Annotated in this window: 20 protein-coding genes and 1 riboswitch; of the genes, 11 read left to right on the top strand and 9 right to left on the bottom strand. The window is 69.2% G+C overall.

The features are described 5' to 3' along the window. The first annotated feature begins 25 nt into the window (after nt 1-25). Nucleotides 26-122: riboswitch (TPP riboswitch) on the top strand. The 3 genes from thiM to H9L21_RS14995 all read left to right on the top strand — a co-directional run bounded on the left by thiM (nt 112) and on the right by H9L21_RS14995 (nt 2,965). Beyond that, a complete protein-coding gene (thiM, locus tag H9L21_RS14985) occupies nt 112-903 on the top strand; it encodes a hydroxyethylthiazole kinase (RefSeq protein ID WP_154597331.1) in 792 nt (263 codons plus the stop codon). Its footprint overlaps the riboswitch before it by 11 nt. Continuing rightward, complete coding sequence (gene thiE, locus H9L21_RS14990) at nt 900-1,541, top strand: thiamine phosphate synthase (protein ID WP_187411616.1); 642 nt, start codon at nt 900-902, stop codon at nt 1,539-1,541. Before thiM ends, thiE begins: the two co-directional genes overlap by 4 nt. Then, the gene (locus H9L21_RS14995) at nt 1,538-2,965 is read left to right on the top strand and encodes a bifunctional hydroxymethylpyrimidine kinase/phosphomethylpyrimidine kinase (protein ID WP_154597330.1); all 1,428 of its coding nucleotides are present in this window, start codon (nt 1,538-1,540) and stop codon (nt 2,963-2,965) included. The genes thiE and H9L21_RS14995 overlap by 4 nt, the downstream gene beginning before the upstream one ends. 3 nt (nt 2,966-2,968) lie before the next feature. On the opposite strand, the gene H9L21_RS15000 is transcribed toward H9L21_RS14995, so the two are convergent. Both H9L21_RS15000 and H9L21_RS15005 read right to left on the bottom strand, forming a co-directional pair. Next, a complete protein-coding gene (locus H9L21_RS15000; RefSeq protein ID WP_187411617.1) occupies nt 2,969-3,589 on the bottom strand; it encodes a GyrI-like domain-containing protein in 621 nt (206 codons plus the stop codon). Between the two features lie 15 nt (nt 3,590-3,604). Next, on the bottom strand, nt 3,605-4,783 hold the full coding sequence (locus H9L21_RS15005) for a PucR family transcriptional regulator (protein WP_154597329.1): 1,179 nt from the start codon (nt 4,781-4,783) through the stop codon (nt 3,605-3,607). A gap of 85 nt (nt 4,784-4,868) precedes the next feature. On the opposite strand from H9L21_RS15005, the gene H9L21_RS15010 reads away from it, so the two are divergent. From H9L21_RS15010 to H9L21_RS15020, 3 genes are all read left to right on the top strand, one after another. Continuing rightward, nucleotides 4,869-6,533, top strand: coding sequence for an FAD-binding dehydrogenase (locus H9L21_RS15010; protein WP_154597328.1), 1,665 nt, complete (start codon nt 4,869-4,871; stop codon nt 6,531-6,533). A gap of 80 nt (nt 6,534-6,613) precedes the next feature. Continuing rightward, the gene (locus H9L21_RS15015) at nt 6,614-7,603 is read left to right on the top strand and encodes an SGNH hydrolase domain-containing protein (RefSeq protein WP_154597327.1); all 990 of its coding nucleotides are present in this window, start codon (nt 6,614-6,616) and stop codon (nt 7,601-7,603) included. 89 nt (nt 7,604-7,692) lie between these two features. Further along, the gene (locus tag H9L21_RS15020; protein WP_154597326.1) at nt 7,693-8,586 is read left to right on the top strand and encodes an SGNH hydrolase domain-containing protein; all 894 of its coding nucleotides are present in this window, start codon (nt 7,693-7,695) and stop codon (nt 8,584-8,586) included. A gap of 10 nt (nt 8,587-8,596) precedes the next feature. Here the strand turns inward: H9L21_RS15020 and H9L21_RS15025 are convergent, their stop codons facing one another. Beyond that, nucleotides 8,597-8,815: a hypothetical protein gene (locus H9L21_RS15025; RefSeq protein ID WP_154597325.1), complete on the bottom strand. Its 219-nt coding sequence runs from the start codon at nt 8,813-8,815 to the stop codon at nt 8,597-8,599. Between the two features lie 96 nt (nt 8,816-8,911). Beyond that, complete coding sequence (locus H9L21_RS15030) at nt 8,912-10,696, bottom strand: CocE/NonD family hydrolase (protein ID WP_187411618.1); 1,785 nt, start codon at nt 10,694-10,696, stop codon at nt 8,912-8,914. Nucleotides 10,697-11,375: 679 nt separating this feature from the next. On the opposite strand from H9L21_RS15030, the gene H9L21_RS15035 reads away from it, so the two are divergent. Next, nucleotides 11,376-11,894 carry a hypothetical protein gene (locus H9L21_RS15035; RefSeq protein ID WP_154597323.1) on the top strand — a complete coding sequence of 173 codons (519 nt, stop codon included), beginning with the start codon at nt 11,376-11,378 and terminating at the stop codon, nt 11,892-11,894. Beyond that, entirely contained in the window at nt 11,891-12,394 is a 504-nt protein-coding gene (locus H9L21_RS15040; RefSeq protein WP_255467094.1) for an RNA polymerase sigma factor, read from the top strand. The genes H9L21_RS15035 and H9L21_RS15040 overlap by 4 nt, the downstream gene beginning before the upstream one ends. A gap of 145 nt (nt 12,395-12,539) precedes the next feature. On the opposite strand, the gene H9L21_RS15045 is transcribed toward H9L21_RS15040, so the two are convergent. The 3 genes from H9L21_RS15045 to H9L21_RS15055 all read right to left on the bottom strand — a co-directional run bounded on the left by H9L21_RS15045 (nt 12,540) and on the right by H9L21_RS15055 (nt 14,832). Beyond that, complete coding sequence (locus H9L21_RS15045; RefSeq protein WP_154597322.1) at nt 12,540-12,689, bottom strand: hypothetical protein; 150 nt, start codon at nt 12,687-12,689, stop codon at nt 12,540-12,542. Between the two features lie 68 nt (nt 12,690-12,757). After that, nucleotides 12,758-14,158, bottom strand: coding sequence for an alpha/beta fold hydrolase (locus tag H9L21_RS15050; RefSeq protein WP_222865802.1), 1,401 nt, complete (start codon nt 14,156-14,158; stop codon nt 12,758-12,760). 326 nt (nt 14,159-14,484) lie between these two features. Beyond that, nucleotides 14,485-14,832 (bottom strand): hypothetical protein, encoded by a 348-nt coding sequence (locus H9L21_RS15055; RefSeq protein ID WP_154597321.1) that lies wholly within the window; start codon nt 14,830-14,832, stop codon nt 14,485-14,487. Nucleotides 14,833-14,865: 33 nt separating this feature from the next. On the opposite strand from H9L21_RS15055, the gene H9L21_RS15060 reads away from it, so the two are divergent. Continuing rightward, nucleotides 14,866-15,165 carry a hypothetical protein gene (locus tag H9L21_RS15060; protein WP_154597320.1) on the top strand — a complete coding sequence of 100 codons (300 nt, stop codon included), beginning with the start codon at nt 14,866-14,868 and terminating at the stop codon, nt 15,163-15,165. Here H9L21_RS15060 and H9L21_RS15065 read toward each other — a convergent pair. Then, nucleotides 15,152-15,469: an RNA polymerase sigma factor gene (locus H9L21_RS15065; protein WP_154597319.1), complete on the bottom strand. Its 318-nt coding sequence runs from the start codon at nt 15,467-15,469 to the stop codon at nt 15,152-15,154. The two genes, H9L21_RS15060 and H9L21_RS15065, sit on opposite strands and share 14 nt — an antisense overlap. A gap of 207 nt (nt 15,470-15,676) precedes the next feature. On the opposite strand from H9L21_RS15065, the gene H9L21_RS15070 reads away from it, so the two are divergent. After that, nucleotides 15,677-15,880: a MerR family transcriptional regulator gene (locus tag H9L21_RS15070; protein WP_154597318.1), complete on the top strand. Its 204-nt coding sequence runs from the start codon at nt 15,677-15,679 to the stop codon at nt 15,878-15,880. On the opposite strand, the gene H9L21_RS15075 is transcribed toward H9L21_RS15070, so the two are convergent. Next, nucleotides 15,853-16,302: a hypothetical protein gene (locus tag H9L21_RS15075; RefSeq protein WP_154597317.1), complete on the bottom strand. Its 450-nt coding sequence runs from the start codon at nt 16,300-16,302 to the stop codon at nt 15,853-15,855. The genes H9L21_RS15070 and H9L21_RS15075 overlap by 28 nt on opposite strands. A 196-nt stretch (nt 16,303-16,498) precedes the next feature. Between H9L21_RS15075 and H9L21_RS15080 the strand changes: the two genes are divergently transcribed. Beyond that, nucleotides 16,499-16,822 carry a hypothetical protein gene (locus tag H9L21_RS15080; RefSeq protein WP_154597316.1) on the top strand — a complete coding sequence of 108 codons (324 nt, stop codon included), beginning with the start codon at nt 16,499-16,501 and terminating at the stop codon, nt 16,820-16,822. Nucleotides 16,823-16,994: the final 172 nt, after the last annotated feature.

Here is a 16,994-nt window from a genome sequence, read left to right on the forward strand (position 1 = left end):
AACCCTGTGAACGGATCTACAGTGGTGGACAGACACGGGGTGCCCGTACCGAGCGGGCTGAGATCAGACCCGTCGAACCTGCTCGAGTTCGCACTCGCGAAGGGATGTCCCATGACCGTCCTGTCCATTCCCGTCCCCACCGACGAGGCGCTGACGCGCCTGCGCGCCGCCACCCCGCTGGTGCAGTGCATCACCAACAGCGTCGTCACCAACTTCACCGCCAACGCTCTGCTCGCCCTGGGTGCGGCGCCCGCCATGGTCGACCTGCCCGAGGAGGCCGGGATCTTCGCGGGCGTCGCCGACGGCGTGCTGGTGAACCTCGGCACCCCGAACGCCCAGCAGCAGGACGCGGCCCGAGCCGCCGTCGCGGCGACCGACCGCTGGGTCCTGGACCCGGTTGCGATCGGGACCCTGCCGGTGCGCACGGCCATGGCGGCCGAGCTGGTCCGGGCCCGCCCGGCGATCGTGCGCGGCAACGCCTCGGAGATCATCGCCCTGGCGGGCGCCGGCACCGGCGGGCGCGGCGTCGACTCCGTCGCGGGGTCCGAGGACGCACTGGAGGCGGCCGGACAGATCGCGCGCGAGCACGGCACCGTCGTCGCGGTCTCGGGCGAGGTCGACGTCATCACCGACGGCACCCGCGTGGCTCGGATCGCCGGCGGCGACCGGTTGCTGACGCTCGTGACCGGCGGCGGCTGCTCGCTCGGCGCCACGATGGCCGCCTTCCTCGGCGTGTGCGACCCGCTGTCGGCGGCCGTCAGCGCCTCCGTCGTGCACGCGGTGGCGGCCGAGCGTGCCGCGGCCGGGTGCGCCGGGCCGGGATCGTTCGCCGTCGCCTTCCTCGACGCGCTCGCGGCGATCGGCCCCGAGGACGTGAGCGACCGCGTCTCGAGCCTCGCGTGATCTCCGGGCTGCACCTGGTCACCGACGAGCGCCTGGCACGCGACCGGCTGCTGGCCGTCGTCGGCGCCGCTGTGACCGCCGGGACGGCCGTGGTCCAGGTTCGGGCCAAGCACGCGACCGCCCGAGAGCTCACGGAGACGGTCGCCGTCGTCAGTGCCGTGGTGTCCGGTCGCGCGCTGGTCCTGGTCAACGACCGGGTGGACGTGGCGCTCGCCGCCCGGCACGGCGGGGCCCGCGTGGACGGGGTGCATCTCGGCCAGGAGGACCTCGATCCGGTCGCGGCCCGAGCCCTGCTGGGACCGGACGCGACCGTCGGCTGGACCGCGCACGCGCCCGATCACCTGCGCGCCGCGCACGCGCTGGCGCCGGGCACGGTCGACTACCTGGGAGTCGGCCTGATCCGTCCCACGACCTCCAAGCCCGACGGTCCGGCGGTCCTCGGGGTCGAGGGGTTCGGAGCGTTCGCCCGGGCGGCGGCGTTGCCGTGCATCGCGATCGGTGGCGTGCGACTGGAGGACGTCCCCGGCGTCATGGCCGCCGGAGCGGCGGGGGTCGCCGTCGTGTCCGCCGTCTCGGAGGCCGCCGACCCGGGACAGACCGCCGCGCGCTTCGTCGCGGCGATCGCGGGTGCCCGATGACCCCGCGCGTGCTGAGCATCGCCGGCACCGACCCGACCGGTGGCGCCGGGATCCAGGCCGACCTCAAGACGATCGCCGCGTTCGGCGGGTACGGGATGGCGGTGGTGACCGCCCTGGTCGCCCAGAACACCCGAGGGGTCAGGTCGGTCCACGTCCCACCGCCGGCCTTCCTGACCGAGCAGCTCGATGCCGTCTCCGACGACGTCACGATCGACGCGGTCAAGCTGGGGATGCTGCACTCGCCGCCCCTCATCGAGGTGGTCATGGCCTGGCTCGAGCGGGCTCGGCCGCCGATCGTCGTGCTCGATCCGGTCATGGTCGCCACGAGCGGCGACCGGTTGCTCGACGCGCAGGCCGAGCTCGCGATCCGACGACTCTGCGAGCGGGTCGATCTCGTGACGCCGAACCTGCCCGAGCTGGCCGTCCTCGTCGGTGGCCCGGAGGCGACGACGTGGGCCGGGGCGGTCGCCCAGGCACGAACGCTCGCCACCGCGGCCGACACGGTCGTGCTGCTGAAGGGCGGACATCTCGAGGGGGCGAGCTCGGCCGATGCCGTCGTGACCGCGGACGCGGTGCTGCCGGTCGAGGGCCGCCGGGTGACCACGACGACCACCCACGGCACGGGATGCTCGCTGTCGTCGGCGATGGCGACCTTGGCGGCGTCCGGGCTCTCGTGGTTCGACGCTCTCGGCCAGGCGAAGGAGTGGCTGACCGGGGCGATCGAGCACGGAGCCGAGCTCGAGGTCGGTCGCGGCAACGGCCCGATCGACCACTTCCACCAGCTGCGCCAGCACGTGCCGCACCTCAGGGGCACCAACTCGTGGACGGCACGCGCCTGGCGCGACAGCGAGCCGATCCGCGCGAGGGTCGATGCCTGCGAGTTCGTGCGGCGCCTCGGGGACGGCTCGCTCGAACCCGACCGATTCGCCTGGTACCTCGGCCAGGACGCCCTCTACCTGGCCGAGTACGCCGAGCTGCTGGCCCACGCGGGCGAGCTGGCGGGTACGCCCGAGGAGCGGGCCTTCTGGGAACACGGCAGCGACGCGGCCGTGGAGGAAGCTCGACTGCACCGGACGTGGGTCACCGAGTTGCCGGAGCCCGCGCCGGCGACCCGCGCGTACCTCGACCACCTGCACGCCACGGCGCGACGGGACGGCCACGAGGCCCTGGTGGCCGCGCTGCTGCCCTGTTACTGGCTCTACGCCGACCTGGGCCGGCGGCTGGCAGCGCAGGGCCGTCCGGGCCATCCGTTCGGGGACTGGCTGCGGACCTATGCCGATCCGGCGTTCCTCGAGGCGGCCGAGGCGGCACGCAGCATCGTCGACCGCGTCGCCGATGCGGCACCACCGGATCGACGCACCACCATGGCCGCCGCGTTCGACGCCTCGATGCGCCACGAGCTGGCGTTCTTCGAGGCGCCGTGAGGGTCAGGGCTCGTTCGCCTCGACCGGTTGGCGCAGGATCGTCCGCAGGCGCTCGGGCGCGGTCCGGCGCGGGTCGCCGAGGTAGATCTCGTGGTGGCGGCCGGTCATCCGCAGTCCGTGCGCCGGGATGAACTCGTCGTGCATGGCCGCCAGCACGGGACCCTCGGCGTCGTACGGACCGACGTGCAGGGTCTGGACGCAGCGTCCCTCGTCGAGCGACTCGAGCCTCACCTCGTCGAGCAACGGAGCGCCACCCTTCGCCGCCACGCTCGAGCAGGCCCGGTCCAGGTGGTAGTCGGTGATCCAGTCCGGCGCCACGATCATCATCGTCCAGGACCACCGGGACTTGTCGCGCGCGCTGGTGAACGTTGCCGGGTCGTCCGACCACCACAGCCCTTCGAGCGGCGGCACGACGTAGTCGAGGTCCAGCTCGGTCTTGCTCAGGAACTTCAACGCGTACGCCACGGGATACAGCGACCCGAGGGCCTCCTCGTACCGCGGGTCGCTGTTGGGATCGCCGTGCCCGTCGACCATGAGGAAGGTCTGCGGAGGCACGGTGACGATCTCGAACCTGCCTCGGGGCGCCCTGTACGTCGCGATCTGCTTCTTCACGTCGAGCTTCACAGCGACCCCCCGGTCTCAGCGTGGTGCGGCCAGCAGTGCGGTCTGCAGGACGTAGCGATTCCACGGTAGCCGCGGATCGCGCCCGGTGAGCGCCGCGACACGACGCATCCGGTAGCGCACGGTCTGGGGATGCAGGTGCAACCGGGACGCCGCCGGCGCCGCTCCGCCGGCCTCGAGGACGGCCCACAGCGTGGTCAGCACCTCGGGGTCGTCGGGCAGGGCCCCGAGCACGGCGTCACCGGCACGGGAGGGGTCGGCGTCGCCGTGTCCCGCGACCAGCGCGAGCACCTCCAGGTCGCCGTCGTCGAGCACGCCACGCTGGGACCACGCCAGGTCCGGCGCCGAGCGCAGCGCGTGGGCGGCCAGTCGGTAGGCCCGGGGCGCCGTCCGCGCCGTCACGCGGCCGTGACGGACGGCGCGCAAGGCGTGTGCGGTCACGATCTCGGCCAGGCGCGGCGCGTCGACCGACCGCAGGAGCACGACGCCGACGCCGTCCTGGACCGTGTGGATCGAGGCCACCACCGACGGTGCGTCGTCGTGTTCCTCCAGCGCCTGCTCGACCAGCATCGCCGCGTTCTCGGCACTGGCGTCCCGCGACGGCTCGACGACGACGAGGTCGAACGTGGTCGGCAGTTGCGCGTCGAGCTCGCGCAGTCGCGCGGCCAGCGACGCGGCATGGCTCTGGCGTCCCAGCAGCAGATCGGTGAGCAGCGCCCGCAGCGAGCTCTCGCGGTCGGCCCCCAGGGACCGGCCGGTGACCTCGTACCCGTCGTAGATCGCCTCGGACAGCGCATCGAGGACGGCGAACCAGACCCGCACGAGCGAGGTCACGTCCTCGGCGGCCAGATCGCCACGGAATCGATCCGCCATCTGGTCGAGGAACTCCCCCGCGGCGACCCGGTACGCCCGCAGCACTGCCGAGAGCGGTCGGCCGTCGCGGGCGCGGACGGCCCCGACCCCGCGGAACAGCGCGATGTCGTCGTCGGTCAGCGTCCCGTCCTCGGCCCACAGCTCCAGCACGCGGCGCAGGGTCCACACGATGATCGAGCGGACCTCCTGCAGCTGTCGCTCGTCGAGGGACTCGTACGCCGGGATCTCGCTGGCGATCGTGACCAGGAAGGTGTCGACCAGTGCGGCCTCGCCCTCGGTCAGGCTGGCGGCGATGGCCCGGCGGTGGGCGCTCACGTCCGTCATGGGACTCCTCAGGTCGTGACAAAGTGGTTTGTCACCTGCGCTCACCGTACTGGCGTCTCGCTCTCGCGTGGGAGAACGTGTGCGCATGTCGTTCACCCCTGATGTCATCGTCGTCGGCGCCGGCCTGGCCGGACTGGTCGCCACCCACGAGTTGGCACAGGCCGGCAAGCGCGTCCTCGTGGTCGAGCAGGAGAACCGCAACAACCTCGGCGGGCAGGCCTTCTGGTCCCTCGGCGGGCTGTTCTTCGTCGACAGTCCCGAGCAGCGCCGGACCGGCATCAAGGACTCCCCGGCGCTGGCGATGCAGGACTGGTTCGGCTCGGCCGGCTTCGACCGCCTCCAGGACGAGGACGTGTGGGGCCGCCGCTGGGCCAAGGCCTACGTGACCTGGGCTGCCGGCGGCAAGCGCGACTACCTGCGGCGACTGGGCCACCGGGTCATGCCGATGGTGGGCTGGGCCGAGCGTGGCAGCGGCTCGGCCACCGGACACGGCAACTCCGTGCCCCGGTTCCACCTGACGTGGGGCACCGGGCCGCGCCTGGTCGACACGTTCGCCGAGCCGGTGCTGAAGGCCGAGACGGGCGGACTCGTCCAGTTCGCCTTCCGCCACCAGGTCGACGACCTGATCCTCGAGAAGGGCGCCGTGGTCGGCATCCGCGGATCGGTGCTGGAGCCGGACGAGTCCGAGCGCGGGGTGAAGTCCTCGCGCACCGTGGTGGGCGAGTTCGAGCACCGTGCCGGAGCGGTCGTCGTCACGTCGGGCGGCATCGGCCACAACCACGCGCTGATGCGCGCCAACTGGCCGACCGAGCGACTCGGCGAGGCCCCGGAGCACCTGATCTCCGGCGTCCCCGCCCACGTCGACGGGCGGATGCTCGAGATCACCGAGCGCGCCGGTGGCCGCATCGTGAACCGCGACCGGCTCTGGGCGTACACCGAGGGCGTCACCAACTGGGATCCGATCTGGCCCGACCACGGCATCCGCATCCTTCCCGGCCCCTCGTCGATGTGGTTCGACGCGAACGGCCAGCGACTGACCGGCATGTCCGGGGTCCCGGGCGCGGACACCAACGGTGCGATGAAGCAGATCCTGGCGACCGGCCACGACTACTCGTGGTTCGTGCTGACGCAGTCGATCATCGAGAAGGAGTTCGCCCTGTCGGGCTCGGAGCAGAACCCCGACCTCACCGGCCGCGACATCAAGTTCCTCATCAAGAGCCGGCTGGCCAAGGGCGCCCCCGGACCGGTCGAGAAGTTCAAGCAGCACGGCGTCGACTTCGTCGTGGCCCCGTCCCTGGACGACCTCGTCGTGGGGATGAACGAGATCGCGCGCGGGCCCCAGCTCGACCCGACGATCCTCGAACGCCAGATCGTGGCGCGTGACCGCGAGTTCGACAACCCGTTCACCAAGGACGTCCAGGTGATGGCGATCCACAACGCCCGTCGCTCGCGGATGGACAAGATCGTGCGCGTCGCGAAGCCGCACCGGATCCTCGATCCGGCCCACGGTCCGCTCATCGCGGTGCGCCTCAACATCCTGTCGCGCAAGACGCTCGGCGGATTGCAGACCAACCTCGCATCGCAGGTGCTCGGTGCCGACGGCCTGCCCGTGCCGGGCCTCTACGCCGCGGGCGAGGTCGCCGGGTTCGGTGGCGGTGGCGTCCACGGCTACAACGCCCTCGAGGGCACGTTCCTGGGCGGCTGCATCTTCTCCGGCCGCGCGGCCGGGCGATCGCTCGCGCGGGCCTGAGCGGAGCACTCGCCACGCGCGGCGTCCCATGTCAATCTGTCCGGAAGAGCCGTGGTGGCGACTGGACCGGGGCGGGGACGATGACCGTACGAGCGATCTGCGAGGTGCTCGCGCTGGCAGGCCTCGCCCTGCTGGTTCTCGCGGCGTCCCTGACGCCCGCCGGGACCCCCGCCGCAGCCGACGAGCCGCAGCTGTCGAGCATCACGGCCGCCGAGTGGGACGTCGCGCCCGGAACGCACGCGTGCTTCCCCGGCGCCAATCCCGGTGAGACCGAGCTGCTGACCTGCGAATACGGGGACCGCGGCCCGCGTCTGCTGCTCATCGGCGACTCGCACATGCGGGCCCTGTCGCCCGCGTTCCGGCGACTCGCCGAGGAGGGGAAGATCCGGGTCACCCTGCTCACCCGCTCGCGCTGCGGCTGGACGACGCGCCGGCTCGACCACGACCTGCCCTGGGTGCCGACCGAGTGTGAGGTGTGGCGGGAGCAGGTCCAGCGCTACGTCCGCGAGCAGAAGGACGTGCGCGCGATCATCACGAACCATCGCGCCCGGTGGATGGAGGGCACCGAGGCGCAGCGTGGCCCGGACACCGTCAAGGCATGGCGCGGCGCCTTGGAGCGGAAGATCCCGGTGATCGCCGTGTCCGGCGCGCCGCACTGGCCCTCCACCCCTCCGGACTGCCTGCGCAAGAACCCCGAGCCACAGCAGTGGAAAGACTGCACCGCACCGGCGCGCGAGGTGATGGCGTTCGACTGGACCGTCCCTGCGGTCGATCTGGCCCGCCGGAAGTACGGGACGAACGCGGCGTTCCGCATCGACATGCGCGACGTCTACTGCCCGGGCGGGGTGTGCCGGACGGTGACGCCGCAGGGCCAGATCATGTACCGCGACGAGCAGCACCTGGCGGCCACCTACGCCCGGTCCCTCGCGCCGCTGTTCGAGAAGAAGCTCCGTGCCACCGGGGTGGTCTTCTCTCCGCCGCGCGAACCCGGGACGGCCATCCTCGCCCACCTGATCGGCGTGCTGAGCGCCATCGTCGCGCGCACGGCCGTGGTGGCCGCGGTCGTGTGAGTCGCCGCGATCTTGAGGCGTCCGCGTCTCGACAACCGGTTCGTCCGGCGGCATCTTGGTGGCACATCCGTCCTGACCCGGAGGTGCCGATGCCTGCTGCCCGACTCGTCCGTCGCGCGACCGGCGTCGCCCTGGTCGTGCTGCTGGGATCGGCCGTGCCCGCCGTCGCCGACCAGCCACGGTTGTCGAGCATCGTGGCCGCCGAGAAGGACGTCGCGCGGGGGACGAAGGCGTGCTTCAACGGCTCGCGTCCGGGCCAGACGAAGGTCCTGACCTGCCACTACGGGCGCAAGGGGCCGCGCCTGCTGGTGATCGGCGACTCACACATGCGGGCTCTGTCGCCGGCCTTCCGGCGACTGGCCGACCAGGGGAAGATCCGCGTCACGCTGATCATCCGCTCACGCTGCGGGTGGTCTTCACGGGTCGTCAAGAACGATGCGAAGTGGATCCGCGACGACTGCCAGACCTGGCGCAGGAACGTGGAGCGGTACATCCGCAAGCAGCGGAACGTGCGGGCGATCGTCACCCACCACCGCGCCTCGACGATGGCGGGCACGTATGCCCAGCGCGGTCCGGACACGGTGAGGTCGTGGCGCGTCGCACTGAAGCGCCGGATCCCCGTCATCGCGCTGGCGGGCGCGGCGAACTGGAAGTCCGCCGGCCCCTCGCCCACCCAGTGCCTGCGCAAGAACCGAGCCCCACGGCAGTGGAGGAACTGCGCGGCACCCGAGCGGGAGGTCATCACGTTCGACTGGTCCGTGCCGTCGGTGAAGCTGGCTCGGCGGCAGTACGGCTCGCGCGCCGCGTTCCGCATCAACCTGCGCGCCGCGCACTGCCCGAAGCGGGTCTGCCGGGTCGTGACGCCGAAGGGCCAGATCATGTACCGCGACCACCAGCACCTGACGGCCACCTACGCCCGGTCGCTGGCGCCGCTGATCGAGCGACGGCTGCGCGCCACCGGGGTGGTCTTCAGGGCCTCGTAGTCCGCAGAGGTCAGCGACCGAGCACGTCACCGGCGTCGACGGTGCCGTGCCGGCTCTGGATCGCCTCCGCGAGGGCGGTGACGTGGTCGTCGGACACGTCGATGCCCACCTCGGAGAAGCCCTTCTGCAGCTCCTCCTCGACCGTGCCCTCGGTGGCGCCGTCCTGCCAGGACGTGACGCGGTCGACGACGGTCTGGATGGCTTCGAGATCGATGTTCGAGTCAGTCATGCCCGGGAGGTACCCGGCCCGGGCGTTTGCAACCATGCGCGCGGCTCAGGTTGAGGGCGGGCACGGCCGAAGCCGTGCCCGCCCCTGGAGATCACCTCAGCGACGCGTGTCCATCAGCACCGGAAGCACGTTCTCCCGGGTGCCGGGCAGGGTGCCGGGCACGATCTCGCTGCGCTTCGGCAACCAGTTCCAGTTCGACGCCCACGTGGGGTGCGGCACGGCCAGGCCCGGCAGCACGAACTGCGACTTCGCGAGATCGAGCGTGTACGTCGACGATGTCGTGTCGATGTTGCGCACGCGACCGTTGGCCGCGCCCACCACGACGACTCCGAGCCGGTGACCCTTGGCGACGACGGCGTCGTCGGGGTCCAGCGTCACCGTCACATCGTGCGTCCCAGCGCCGTCGAGCCGCGCCCAACCGCGCCCCAGGACCTGAAGCGGCGTCGTGCCCACATTGCGGGTCATCGTGAAGTAGCACGCGTCATCGTTCGCGGTCGATTGCCCGACGCAGGTCTCCGTGGTCGTCGTCGACGCACCGTCGCCCGTGGCAAGGACGCGATCACCCTCGCCGTAGTCGACGAGCATCACGCCCACCTGCCCGGTCGGCACCTCGGACGTGACCCGGAGCTTCGCCACCATCGAGCCACTCATCCGGGCGTCGGTGAGCAGCGGAGAGGTCGCGTACAGGAGGCGGTTGGGGTTGTCGCCCTCAGCGACGGCGACGTTCTCACGCTGGCTGGGTGAGTTCACCCAGCTCTGCTTGGTCCTCTCGACCGACCGGGCCAAAGAGCCGTCGGCCTGAGGGCGCAGGGTCGTCGTCGTGAGCCGCGTGGGCCACGAGTAGGAGTTGACCCAGCGGTTGGGCTTGGTCTCCACCTTGACCGGCGGCTCCAGCATGATCGAGTTCTTGATGTCCATCAGCTCGTGATCGAACCACCGGTGCAACGTGCGGACCCACTCCTCACGGTCGACATCGAACGGATCGACGTGCCCGACCCGGCTCAACCACAGCTTGCGGGTGACCCCGGCCTTGCCCAGGTCCTTCCACCACTGGGAGAAGTGACGTGTCTTGACGTTGGTGTCCTGCAGGCCGTGATAGATGAAGACGCTCGCCTTGACCTTCTTGGCGTTGAGCTTGGCGGAGTCACGATAGTTGCGCTCGTCCCAGAACGCGTTGTGCTCACCGGTCTCGTCGGCGTCCTCGGCGTCCATCCGCGCGAGCGTCGCCGAGCAGTCCTGGGGCTGCGTGCGGTTGCCGGCGACGCGGCTGGCGAGGCCACTGGAGTAGTTCCAGCTGTACGGAAGACCCTGCGAACGGCTGTAGTCATACCAGGAGCTGATCGCGCTGATCGGCACGATGGTCTCCAGTCCCTTCACGCCGGTGGCGGCGACGCCGTTGGCCAGGGTGCCGTCATAGCTCTTGCCGATCATGCCGGTCTTGCCGTTGCTCCAGCCGGCCTTGACGGCCTTGCCGTCGGCGTCGACCGCCTCGGCGTTGCCGTTGAGCCACTGCACGACGGCCTTGGCCGAGCCGACGTCGGACTTGCCGCCGGTGTCGACACAACCGGTCGACCGCGAGGTGCCTGCGATGTCGGGTGCCACATAGGCGTAGCCGCGCGGGACGAAGTAGTTGTCGTAGAACAGCGGGAACTTGATGAGGTTGCCCTCGGCGTCGAACGACTTGAACTCTGACTCGTTGCCGCGTCCGACGCTCGTGTAGTACGGGCTCGCATCCATCACGACCGGCACCTTGACCCGCTTGGCGTCCAGCTCGCGCGGACGAACGATGTCGACCGCGATCCGGTCCTTCTCACCGTCACCGTCGAAGTCGGGCGCGATGACCCACACCGTCTCGCGGATCGCGTCCGCATAGCTGTACACCGGGGATGACTCACCCCCCTTCAGCACGTACGGCTTCGGCGCAGGCGCTGCGGAAGCGGTACCCGCAGTGGTCGCGAGCAACCCCGAGCCGGCGAGGGTGAAGGCGAGGAATGCACCTAGTGCTGTCCGGGATCTGCGTGCGCGCCACGCGACGTTCGTCTCTCTCATAACGGGAGTCTGGTGCACGGTCGAGGGGTCGGCAATGCTTATTTTTCGGAATCTCATGACAAACGCCCTGAACTCGGCTATTGCTCGTCCCCGCCTGCGGCATCGATCACCTCGGGGCCGGGACCCTGGTGATACCAACGTCCGGTCTCTGAAGTCCAAGTCCTCAACCGCTGAGAAGCGGGGTTCCTCGATCAGTGTCGAGATGCAACGAAGATTGCACGAGACGGCGCGGCCGACTCGGTACAGATCACGCCGATACGCGACCTGGTGCGACCTTCGTGGCGGAGTCGCGGATGCGCCAAGTGCGACGGCAGGCTCGCGCTGATGTTCGTGTGGTCGGTGGACAGATCATGATGGTCCGGACATGTAGGGGTTGTAACCCAGACGAAGGAGCACCCCGATGGGCCTCGATGACCTGCTTGCCCGTTCGGCGCCGACGGTGACGCCGCGAAGCCCAGAACTCGACGAAGACCTGCGCGCCATGGCTCGCGCCAGCGGACCTCGGTCTCGCATGCGTCGCCCCATGCGCCTGACGGTGGGCGCGGGCATCGCTGCCGGCGTCCTCGGCCTGGGTACGGTGGGCGCGGCCGCAGTGATCAACAACGGCGCGCTGTGGTTCACCAGTACGTCCTCGGGCGACTCGTGCGAGATGGAGTTCGCCGTCCATCCGGTGGGTCCGGAGGACGCTGCCAGCGGCGAGCCCGCGACGATCATGGATGGGCGGACGGCGTGGCCCAGCGCCTCCGAGCAGGAGGAGGTCGCTGAGGCAGCTCGCCAGTACCTGGCTGACTACGACTTCGACGCCATCGATCGAAAAGCCGCTATCGCGGAGACCGACGCCACGCAGCGCCGCATCATCGCTGAGACTGATCCCGAGGAGGCCCAGCCGCTCCTGGTCGGCGACGATCTCGAGATGCACGCGGTCTACAGCAAGGTCGTGCGCGACCTGACGGCACACCTGGAGGGTCTCGGGATGGATCCCCACGTGATCAACTCCGGCGTCGGCAGCTCGGCCGGGTGCGCCGAGTGAGCGCCGACTCGCTGAGCGCGGCACTGGACGCGACTTCGGCTGACCTGCTGGCCTACTTCGAGCGCCGTGTGCTGGTGCGCGAGGACGCGGCGGACCTCCTGGCCGAGGTGATGCTGCAGGCCTGGCGGCGAGTCGACTCACTCCCGCAGGCGCCTGAGCGACGCCGGATGTGGCTGTTCACCATCGCCGCTCACGTGTTGGCGAACCAGCGGCGTTCGTCACGGCGACGGGCTGCCTTGGCGGATCGCATTCGACAGCACCTGACGGAAGTGAACGAGCCAGACCACGCGGAGGCACTGACGGTCCAAGCAGCAGTACGCGACCTCGCGGTGGCGCACAGGGAGCTCATCATGCTGGTGCACTGGGACGGACTCAGCCTGGCCGAGGCCGCTGAACTCCTGGGCCTCAACCCCTCGACCGCACGCAGCCGCTACTCCGCCGCCCGCGAAGCGCTCCGTGAGGCTCTGATCGAGATTGCGGACGTTGCCCGCACGGGCTGATTGTGAGGTGGACGTCAAGCATGAGTGACTGTGCGGGGCGTGCTGTCCAGGGAGTTTCGACCCACGGCATCACACCCGCCCACGTCGCCTACGCGGCGCAAGGACGCGGCGTTCAGTAAGCGACGACGATCCCGGCTCCGTGCCTTCAGGAGAGTTGCTCGCTGTCGCAGAGCTGTCGCGTCGGTATCGAGCTGCAACGAAACTCAGCAAGAGCGGAGTCTGCCGGCTCGGCCGAGCGGAGGATCAGTTCATCCGCGACGAATGGCCAGCCGAGCGCCCCGAGCTTGTGGCTCATTCTGCGATGATCTCAGATTCGGCTTGGCAGAGAGGACGATCGAGCTGCCCCGGCCTCGCGCACGGTGCTCAGCAGGGAGGTCTCGCTGTTGAGGCGCACCCCGTGGCCGCCCAGCGCTGGCGCAGGTAGTCGTTGAACGCGATGCTGATCCGGTGCTTGCTCGACGGCCAGTTCGGCACGTTGAGGGTCTCCGTGGCGCGGCCGTTGCGCTGTTTCTGGGCCACCTTCACGGTGCCCTTGCCCTGCGGGTCGGCCTGGATGAAGAGGTCGGTGCCACCGATGAACGGGAGGCCCGCGAAGGCCGGCAGCTGGACCAGGTTGCTCTCGCCGTCCTTGCCCGCGTCGTAGGCGAAGATGCCGAGCATGCGCTTGGTGCGCGGGGCCGTGGAGGCGTTGAGCACGTTGGTGCCGTTGACGGTCAGGGAGTCGCTGCCGGCGCCCTGGTCGCCCCACCACTCCTTGTTCCGCGAGACGGTCACGCTCACGTGGTTGTCGCTCTTGTCCGTGACGGCGTCGAGACCGGTGCCGGGCTCGGACGTGAGCAGGCGGATCAGACGGTCCGTACGACGGGCGGGCTGGCTGTAGAAGTGGTGCACGTGCCCACTCGGCCGGGTGATCGCGAACTCGTAGTGCGAGATGCCGTTCGCCAGGAAGGAGAACGAGCCGTCACCGGTGAGCTTCTGGGTGCCGATGGCCTTGCCGATGCGCTGGCCAGTCCTCGGGTTCACCCGGAACAGCTCCAGCTTCGCGCCGGTCAGACCGACGTTGCTCGGGAACTGCACGGCGCGTCCGGCGAGCTGGATGAGTCCCAGCTGGAGCGGCACGTCCGTGGTCCGGGGCGCCTTGCCCCGGAAGAACGTGAAGGCCTCGGCGAAGGACTCCTTCGAGGTGACCGTCTCGGTGTGGCCCTGGCCGGGGAACTGGACGTTCTTGGCGCCCACGACCGTGCGGTCGGGCGACCCCTCGCCCCAGATGGCGAGCGTCTTCACGCCGCCCGGGAGCTCGGATGCCGGGAGGCCGTCGAGGTTCACGTAGTGCGCGACGCGCCTGGCGCGGGCCGGGTCGCTCTTCAGGTACGTCTGCGACATGTAGGTACCGAGTGAGTGGCCGAGCAGGTCGACCTTGTCGGCCCCGGTCTTCTTCAGCAGGGCGTCGATCTTGCGGTCGAGCTCGGCGAAGATCTCCGCGGACTTCTGCACCTCGAAGGTGGAGTCGTAGTCCAGGCCGTCGATGTACGTGGACGGGTAGCCGTTGGCGGCGAACCGCTTGCCCTGGGTCTGGAACTGGTTCGCGGAGCCCTGGGAGCCGTGGACGAAGACGATGGGACGCAGTGGCTCCTTCCCCGCGACCTTGGGCTTACCCGGTGCCGAAGTCGACTCTGCAGTGGCGGCGACGGCTGCCCCGGGCAGTCCCGCCGCCATCATTGCCGCGGCGCCGGCCATGGCCCACAACTTGCGCTTCAGTGTCATTGCGCCTCTTCCCCCGAGCGGCGGTCAGTGACCGTCGCGAACCTGATTCCAGGACGCTCGCACACTAATGACGCCCTTGAATTGTGGTCAAGGTCACAGTCTGGGATGGGGACGCACCTTCCGCGCACGCCGAGAGGGTGTGCACGGAAGTCGGATCCAGGTGAGTTGGGGCCGAGCTCGCACCCTCATTCACCTCGATCTGCGATCAAGGCCCGGTCATCAACCAGTGCGCGAAGTCGCAAGCGGCCGACTTGGCACAGAACGCTCTCATCTTGGGAAGTATGCGATCTTCGGAATCTGACTAGAGGGCTGACGATGCGTCCCGTCTAGCGGAAGGCATCACGCCAGAGCGTCGCCGTTGCGCCGTCGTAGAAGCGTGAGAAGTCGCAGCCTGCGGCGACGGGAACGGACGTTTTGGAAGCATCATCGGGAAGGCCTCCGCTGATCAGGAGACGATCGCCGACCGCAAACGGTTCCAACTTCGCAGTCTCAGCAAGGTCGAGATCAGGTCGGAGCACTTCAACGATTGCAGTATCGCCTTGGCCACCAGCGAACCACTCTGAAACCGCAAATGTCACAAAGGCGTACACATGGTCGTCTTCACCGCCGGCCTTCTCCGCTGGCGCTATTGAGACGACTTTGCCGTCAAACGCCATTGGGGAGACGCGTGCCACGTTTGCGGGAGAGTACGGCAGGGTGCAACGCGCGTGGAGATCGCCGGGAATCGCTCCTGCCTTCGTCGGTGGCGCCACGCTGGCTGGCGTACCGGAGTCACGGACCTGGACTTGCTGTTGATCCCCGAGGCGCATCGCCCAAGTTCCCGTGACGGCGACTGCGACTGCACTCGCTACCACGGCGAAAGTGACTGTTCGCCGCTGCAGCCTTCGTGTTCGCAGCCTGCTCTGGCCGATTTCGCCGGCTCGCCGGGCGAGATCAGCGACATCGCCACCTCCCTCAGCACGTTCCGCGTCTTCCGCGAACAACGCTCGCAGGTCATCCTCGAGTGACCGATTCATGACGTGCCCTTCCCAATCTCTGAATTCGCAGCGCCTCGAGCGCCCGGGCCGCCAACGAACGGACGGATCCGACCTTGATGCCCATGGCGTCGGCGATGGCGCGGTCATCGAGGTCGTTGTAGTAGCGCAGTACCAAGGCCTGATCTCGGTGCTCAGGCGCGGGCTGCACGTCACAAAAGCGCACTGTGCCACGCCCCACCTGGGCAGCGACAGCATCGACTCGGAACGCAGCCCTCGAAAACGCACGGGTCGCCTCGCATGGAAATGCGCTTCGAGTGTGCAATCTTCGCTGCATCTCTCGACAGATCGATCCTCCTGTCGGAATGCAACGTAGATCGCACAAGAGCTCGCGACGAACTCGGCACAAACCGCGCTGATCCCCGCTCGAGTGCAATGTAGGCGCTTAGGCTGACCGAATGACCCGCCCTCTCAGCGAGCGCGCTGCCTGTGATGCGTGAGCCAATGTTCCTTTAGCGCCAGCCGGGCTGCTGGGGTGGCGACAGTGAAGCGAGTCATCGCCCTCGAGAACCAGGTGGCCGCCCTGCGGGACAAGGTCGCCGAGCTGCAGGCGGAGCTGGCCGAGGCCCGCGCGCCCCAGAACCTGCCGCCCTCTACTCCCAGCGGTCGCTCGCCCCGTGGCGGCGTCACTGACCTGCGCCACCCCGCGACGTGCGGGACTCAGGACCTTCCGTCCGACTCACGCTGATTCCAAAGACTGGTGATCGCGACGACGGCGGTGCCGGTCGCAGGAACGATGACCGCCGCAGTGCCGATCCAGACGATCGTCAGGTCGAAGTCCTTGCCGCCCTGGGACAGCCACAGGGCGCTGCCGAGCAGGATCAGCGCGGCGATGATCGAGTCACGTGCCGCCGCCACCAGCATCGCGAGATCTGCGGCCGTGCGAGCATCGCGGATCTTGCGGTACAACCCCAGCAGCGCTGCCAGGGCCACGAGCGCGGCGGTCCCGCCGAGGACGCCGAAGGCCAAGCCGTAGCCGGCCGACCCGCTGGCGGCCACGTCGGTCAGGATCAGGCCTCCCGCCCACGCCAGCCCTGCGATCGCCGCTAGGAACAGCAGACCCAGCACGAGCAGGAGTGCTTGCGACCACACGGCGAGCCAAGACGTCATGCGGGATGCTCTCACGAAACCGGGGTTCACAGGCCTCGGACGCGTGGCTAGGAGTCCCCCAGTCAGTCACCGATTGCAAAGCCTTGGACACCGCCGCAGCGGGCGCACTCGACGGCGTCGCACCAGGCATGCTGCTGAAGGTCACCTGGTCGTCGTTGCACCCGCAGTACCAGCACCGCGGTCCGCTGGCAGGGCGATGGTCGGCATCCTCAAAATGGACCCACTCGCCAAGCCGGCCGGGCGCGCTCGAGACTGCCCGGATGGCGTGCACGGCATCCCGCAGTTCATACACCGATCAGGGCGTCGTGGTTTGCTTTCTAGGACATCCGAGCGCTTGCCCAGCGGCTGTCTAGAAGCAATGAACTTCGCACGGGATCAAGCGGCCAACTCTGCACAGATCACGCTCAATCTGGACCGCGCGCAATCTTCGAAGGGGCGCTATGCGTGCGCGTTGACGCTGCTGGGGTTCCAGTTCGCCCGTCACTGCCTACGGCTGGAATCCAACGCCGATACGACATGAAACTGCACGGGCATTGAGAGCACCCCACGACAAGCAGCACCGTCACAACCAACTCGCTCAAGGGCGACGGCCAAGCCGGAGCGGTGACGATGCCTCCAACGAGCAACGAAACCCAAACACTCGACACGGCGAGGTACCGGCGGATGATTGGCGGGCGGCCAAAGAAAAACGC

The organism is Aeromicrobium senzhongii, assembly GCF_014334735.1.
Lineage (GTDB): Bacteria > Actinomycetota > Actinomycetes > Propionibacteriales > Nocardioidaceae > Aeromicrobium > Aeromicrobium senzhongii.

What these genes read in the sequence shown, in the direction of transcription:
- thiM (WP_154597331.1), top strand. Translation starts at nt 112, where the DNA reads ATGACCGTCCTGTCCATTCCCGTCCCCACCGACGAGGCGCTGACGCGC.
- H9L21_RS14995 (WP_154597330.1), top strand. Translation starts at nt 1,538, where the DNA reads ATGACCCCGCGCGTGCTGAGCATCGCCGGCACCGACCCGACCGGTGGC.
- H9L21_RS15005 (WP_154597329.1), bottom strand. Translation starts at nt 4,783, where the DNA reads ATGACGGACGTGAGCGCCCACCGCCGGGCCATCGCCGCCAGCCTGACC.
- H9L21_RS15010 (WP_154597328.1), top strand. Translation starts at nt 4,869, where the DNA reads ATGTCGTTCACCCCTGATGTCATCGTCGTCGGCGCCGGCCTGGCCGGA.
- H9L21_RS15015 (WP_154597327.1), top strand. Translation starts at nt 6,614, where the DNA reads ATGACCGTACGAGCGATCTGCGAGGTGCTCGCGCTGGCAGGCCTCGCC.
- H9L21_RS15020 (WP_154597326.1), top strand. Translation starts at nt 7,693, where the DNA reads ATGCCTGCTGCCCGACTCGTCCGTCGCGCGACCGGCGTCGCCCTGGTC.
- H9L21_RS15025 (WP_154597325.1), bottom strand. Translation starts at nt 8,815, where the DNA reads ATGACTGACTCGAACATCGATCTCGAAGCCATCCAGACCGTCGTCGAC.
- H9L21_RS15035 (WP_154597323.1), top strand. Translation starts at nt 11,376, where the DNA reads ATGCGTCGCCCCATGCGCCTGACGGTGGGCGCGGGCATCGCTGCCGGC.
- H9L21_RS15045 (WP_154597322.1), bottom strand. Translation starts at nt 12,689, where the DNA reads ATGAGCCACAAGCTCGGGGCGCTCGGCTGGCCATTCGTCGCGGATGAA.
- H9L21_RS15050 (WP_222865802.1), bottom strand. Translation starts at nt 14,158, where the DNA reads ATGACACTGAAGCGCAAGTTGTGGGCCATGGCCGGCGCCGCGGCAATG.
- H9L21_RS15065 (WP_154597319.1), bottom strand. Translation starts at nt 15,469, where the DNA reads ATGCAGCGAAGATTGCACACTCGAAGCGCATTTCCATGCGAGGCGACC.
- H9L21_RS15075 (WP_154597317.1), bottom strand. Translation starts at nt 16,302, where the DNA reads ATGACGTCTTGGCTCGCCGTGTGGTCGCAAGCACTCCTGCTCGTGCTG.
- H9L21_RS15080 (WP_154597316.1), top strand. Translation starts at nt 16,499, where the DNA reads ATGGTCGGCATCCTCAAAATGGACCCACTCGCCAAGCCGGCCGGGCGC.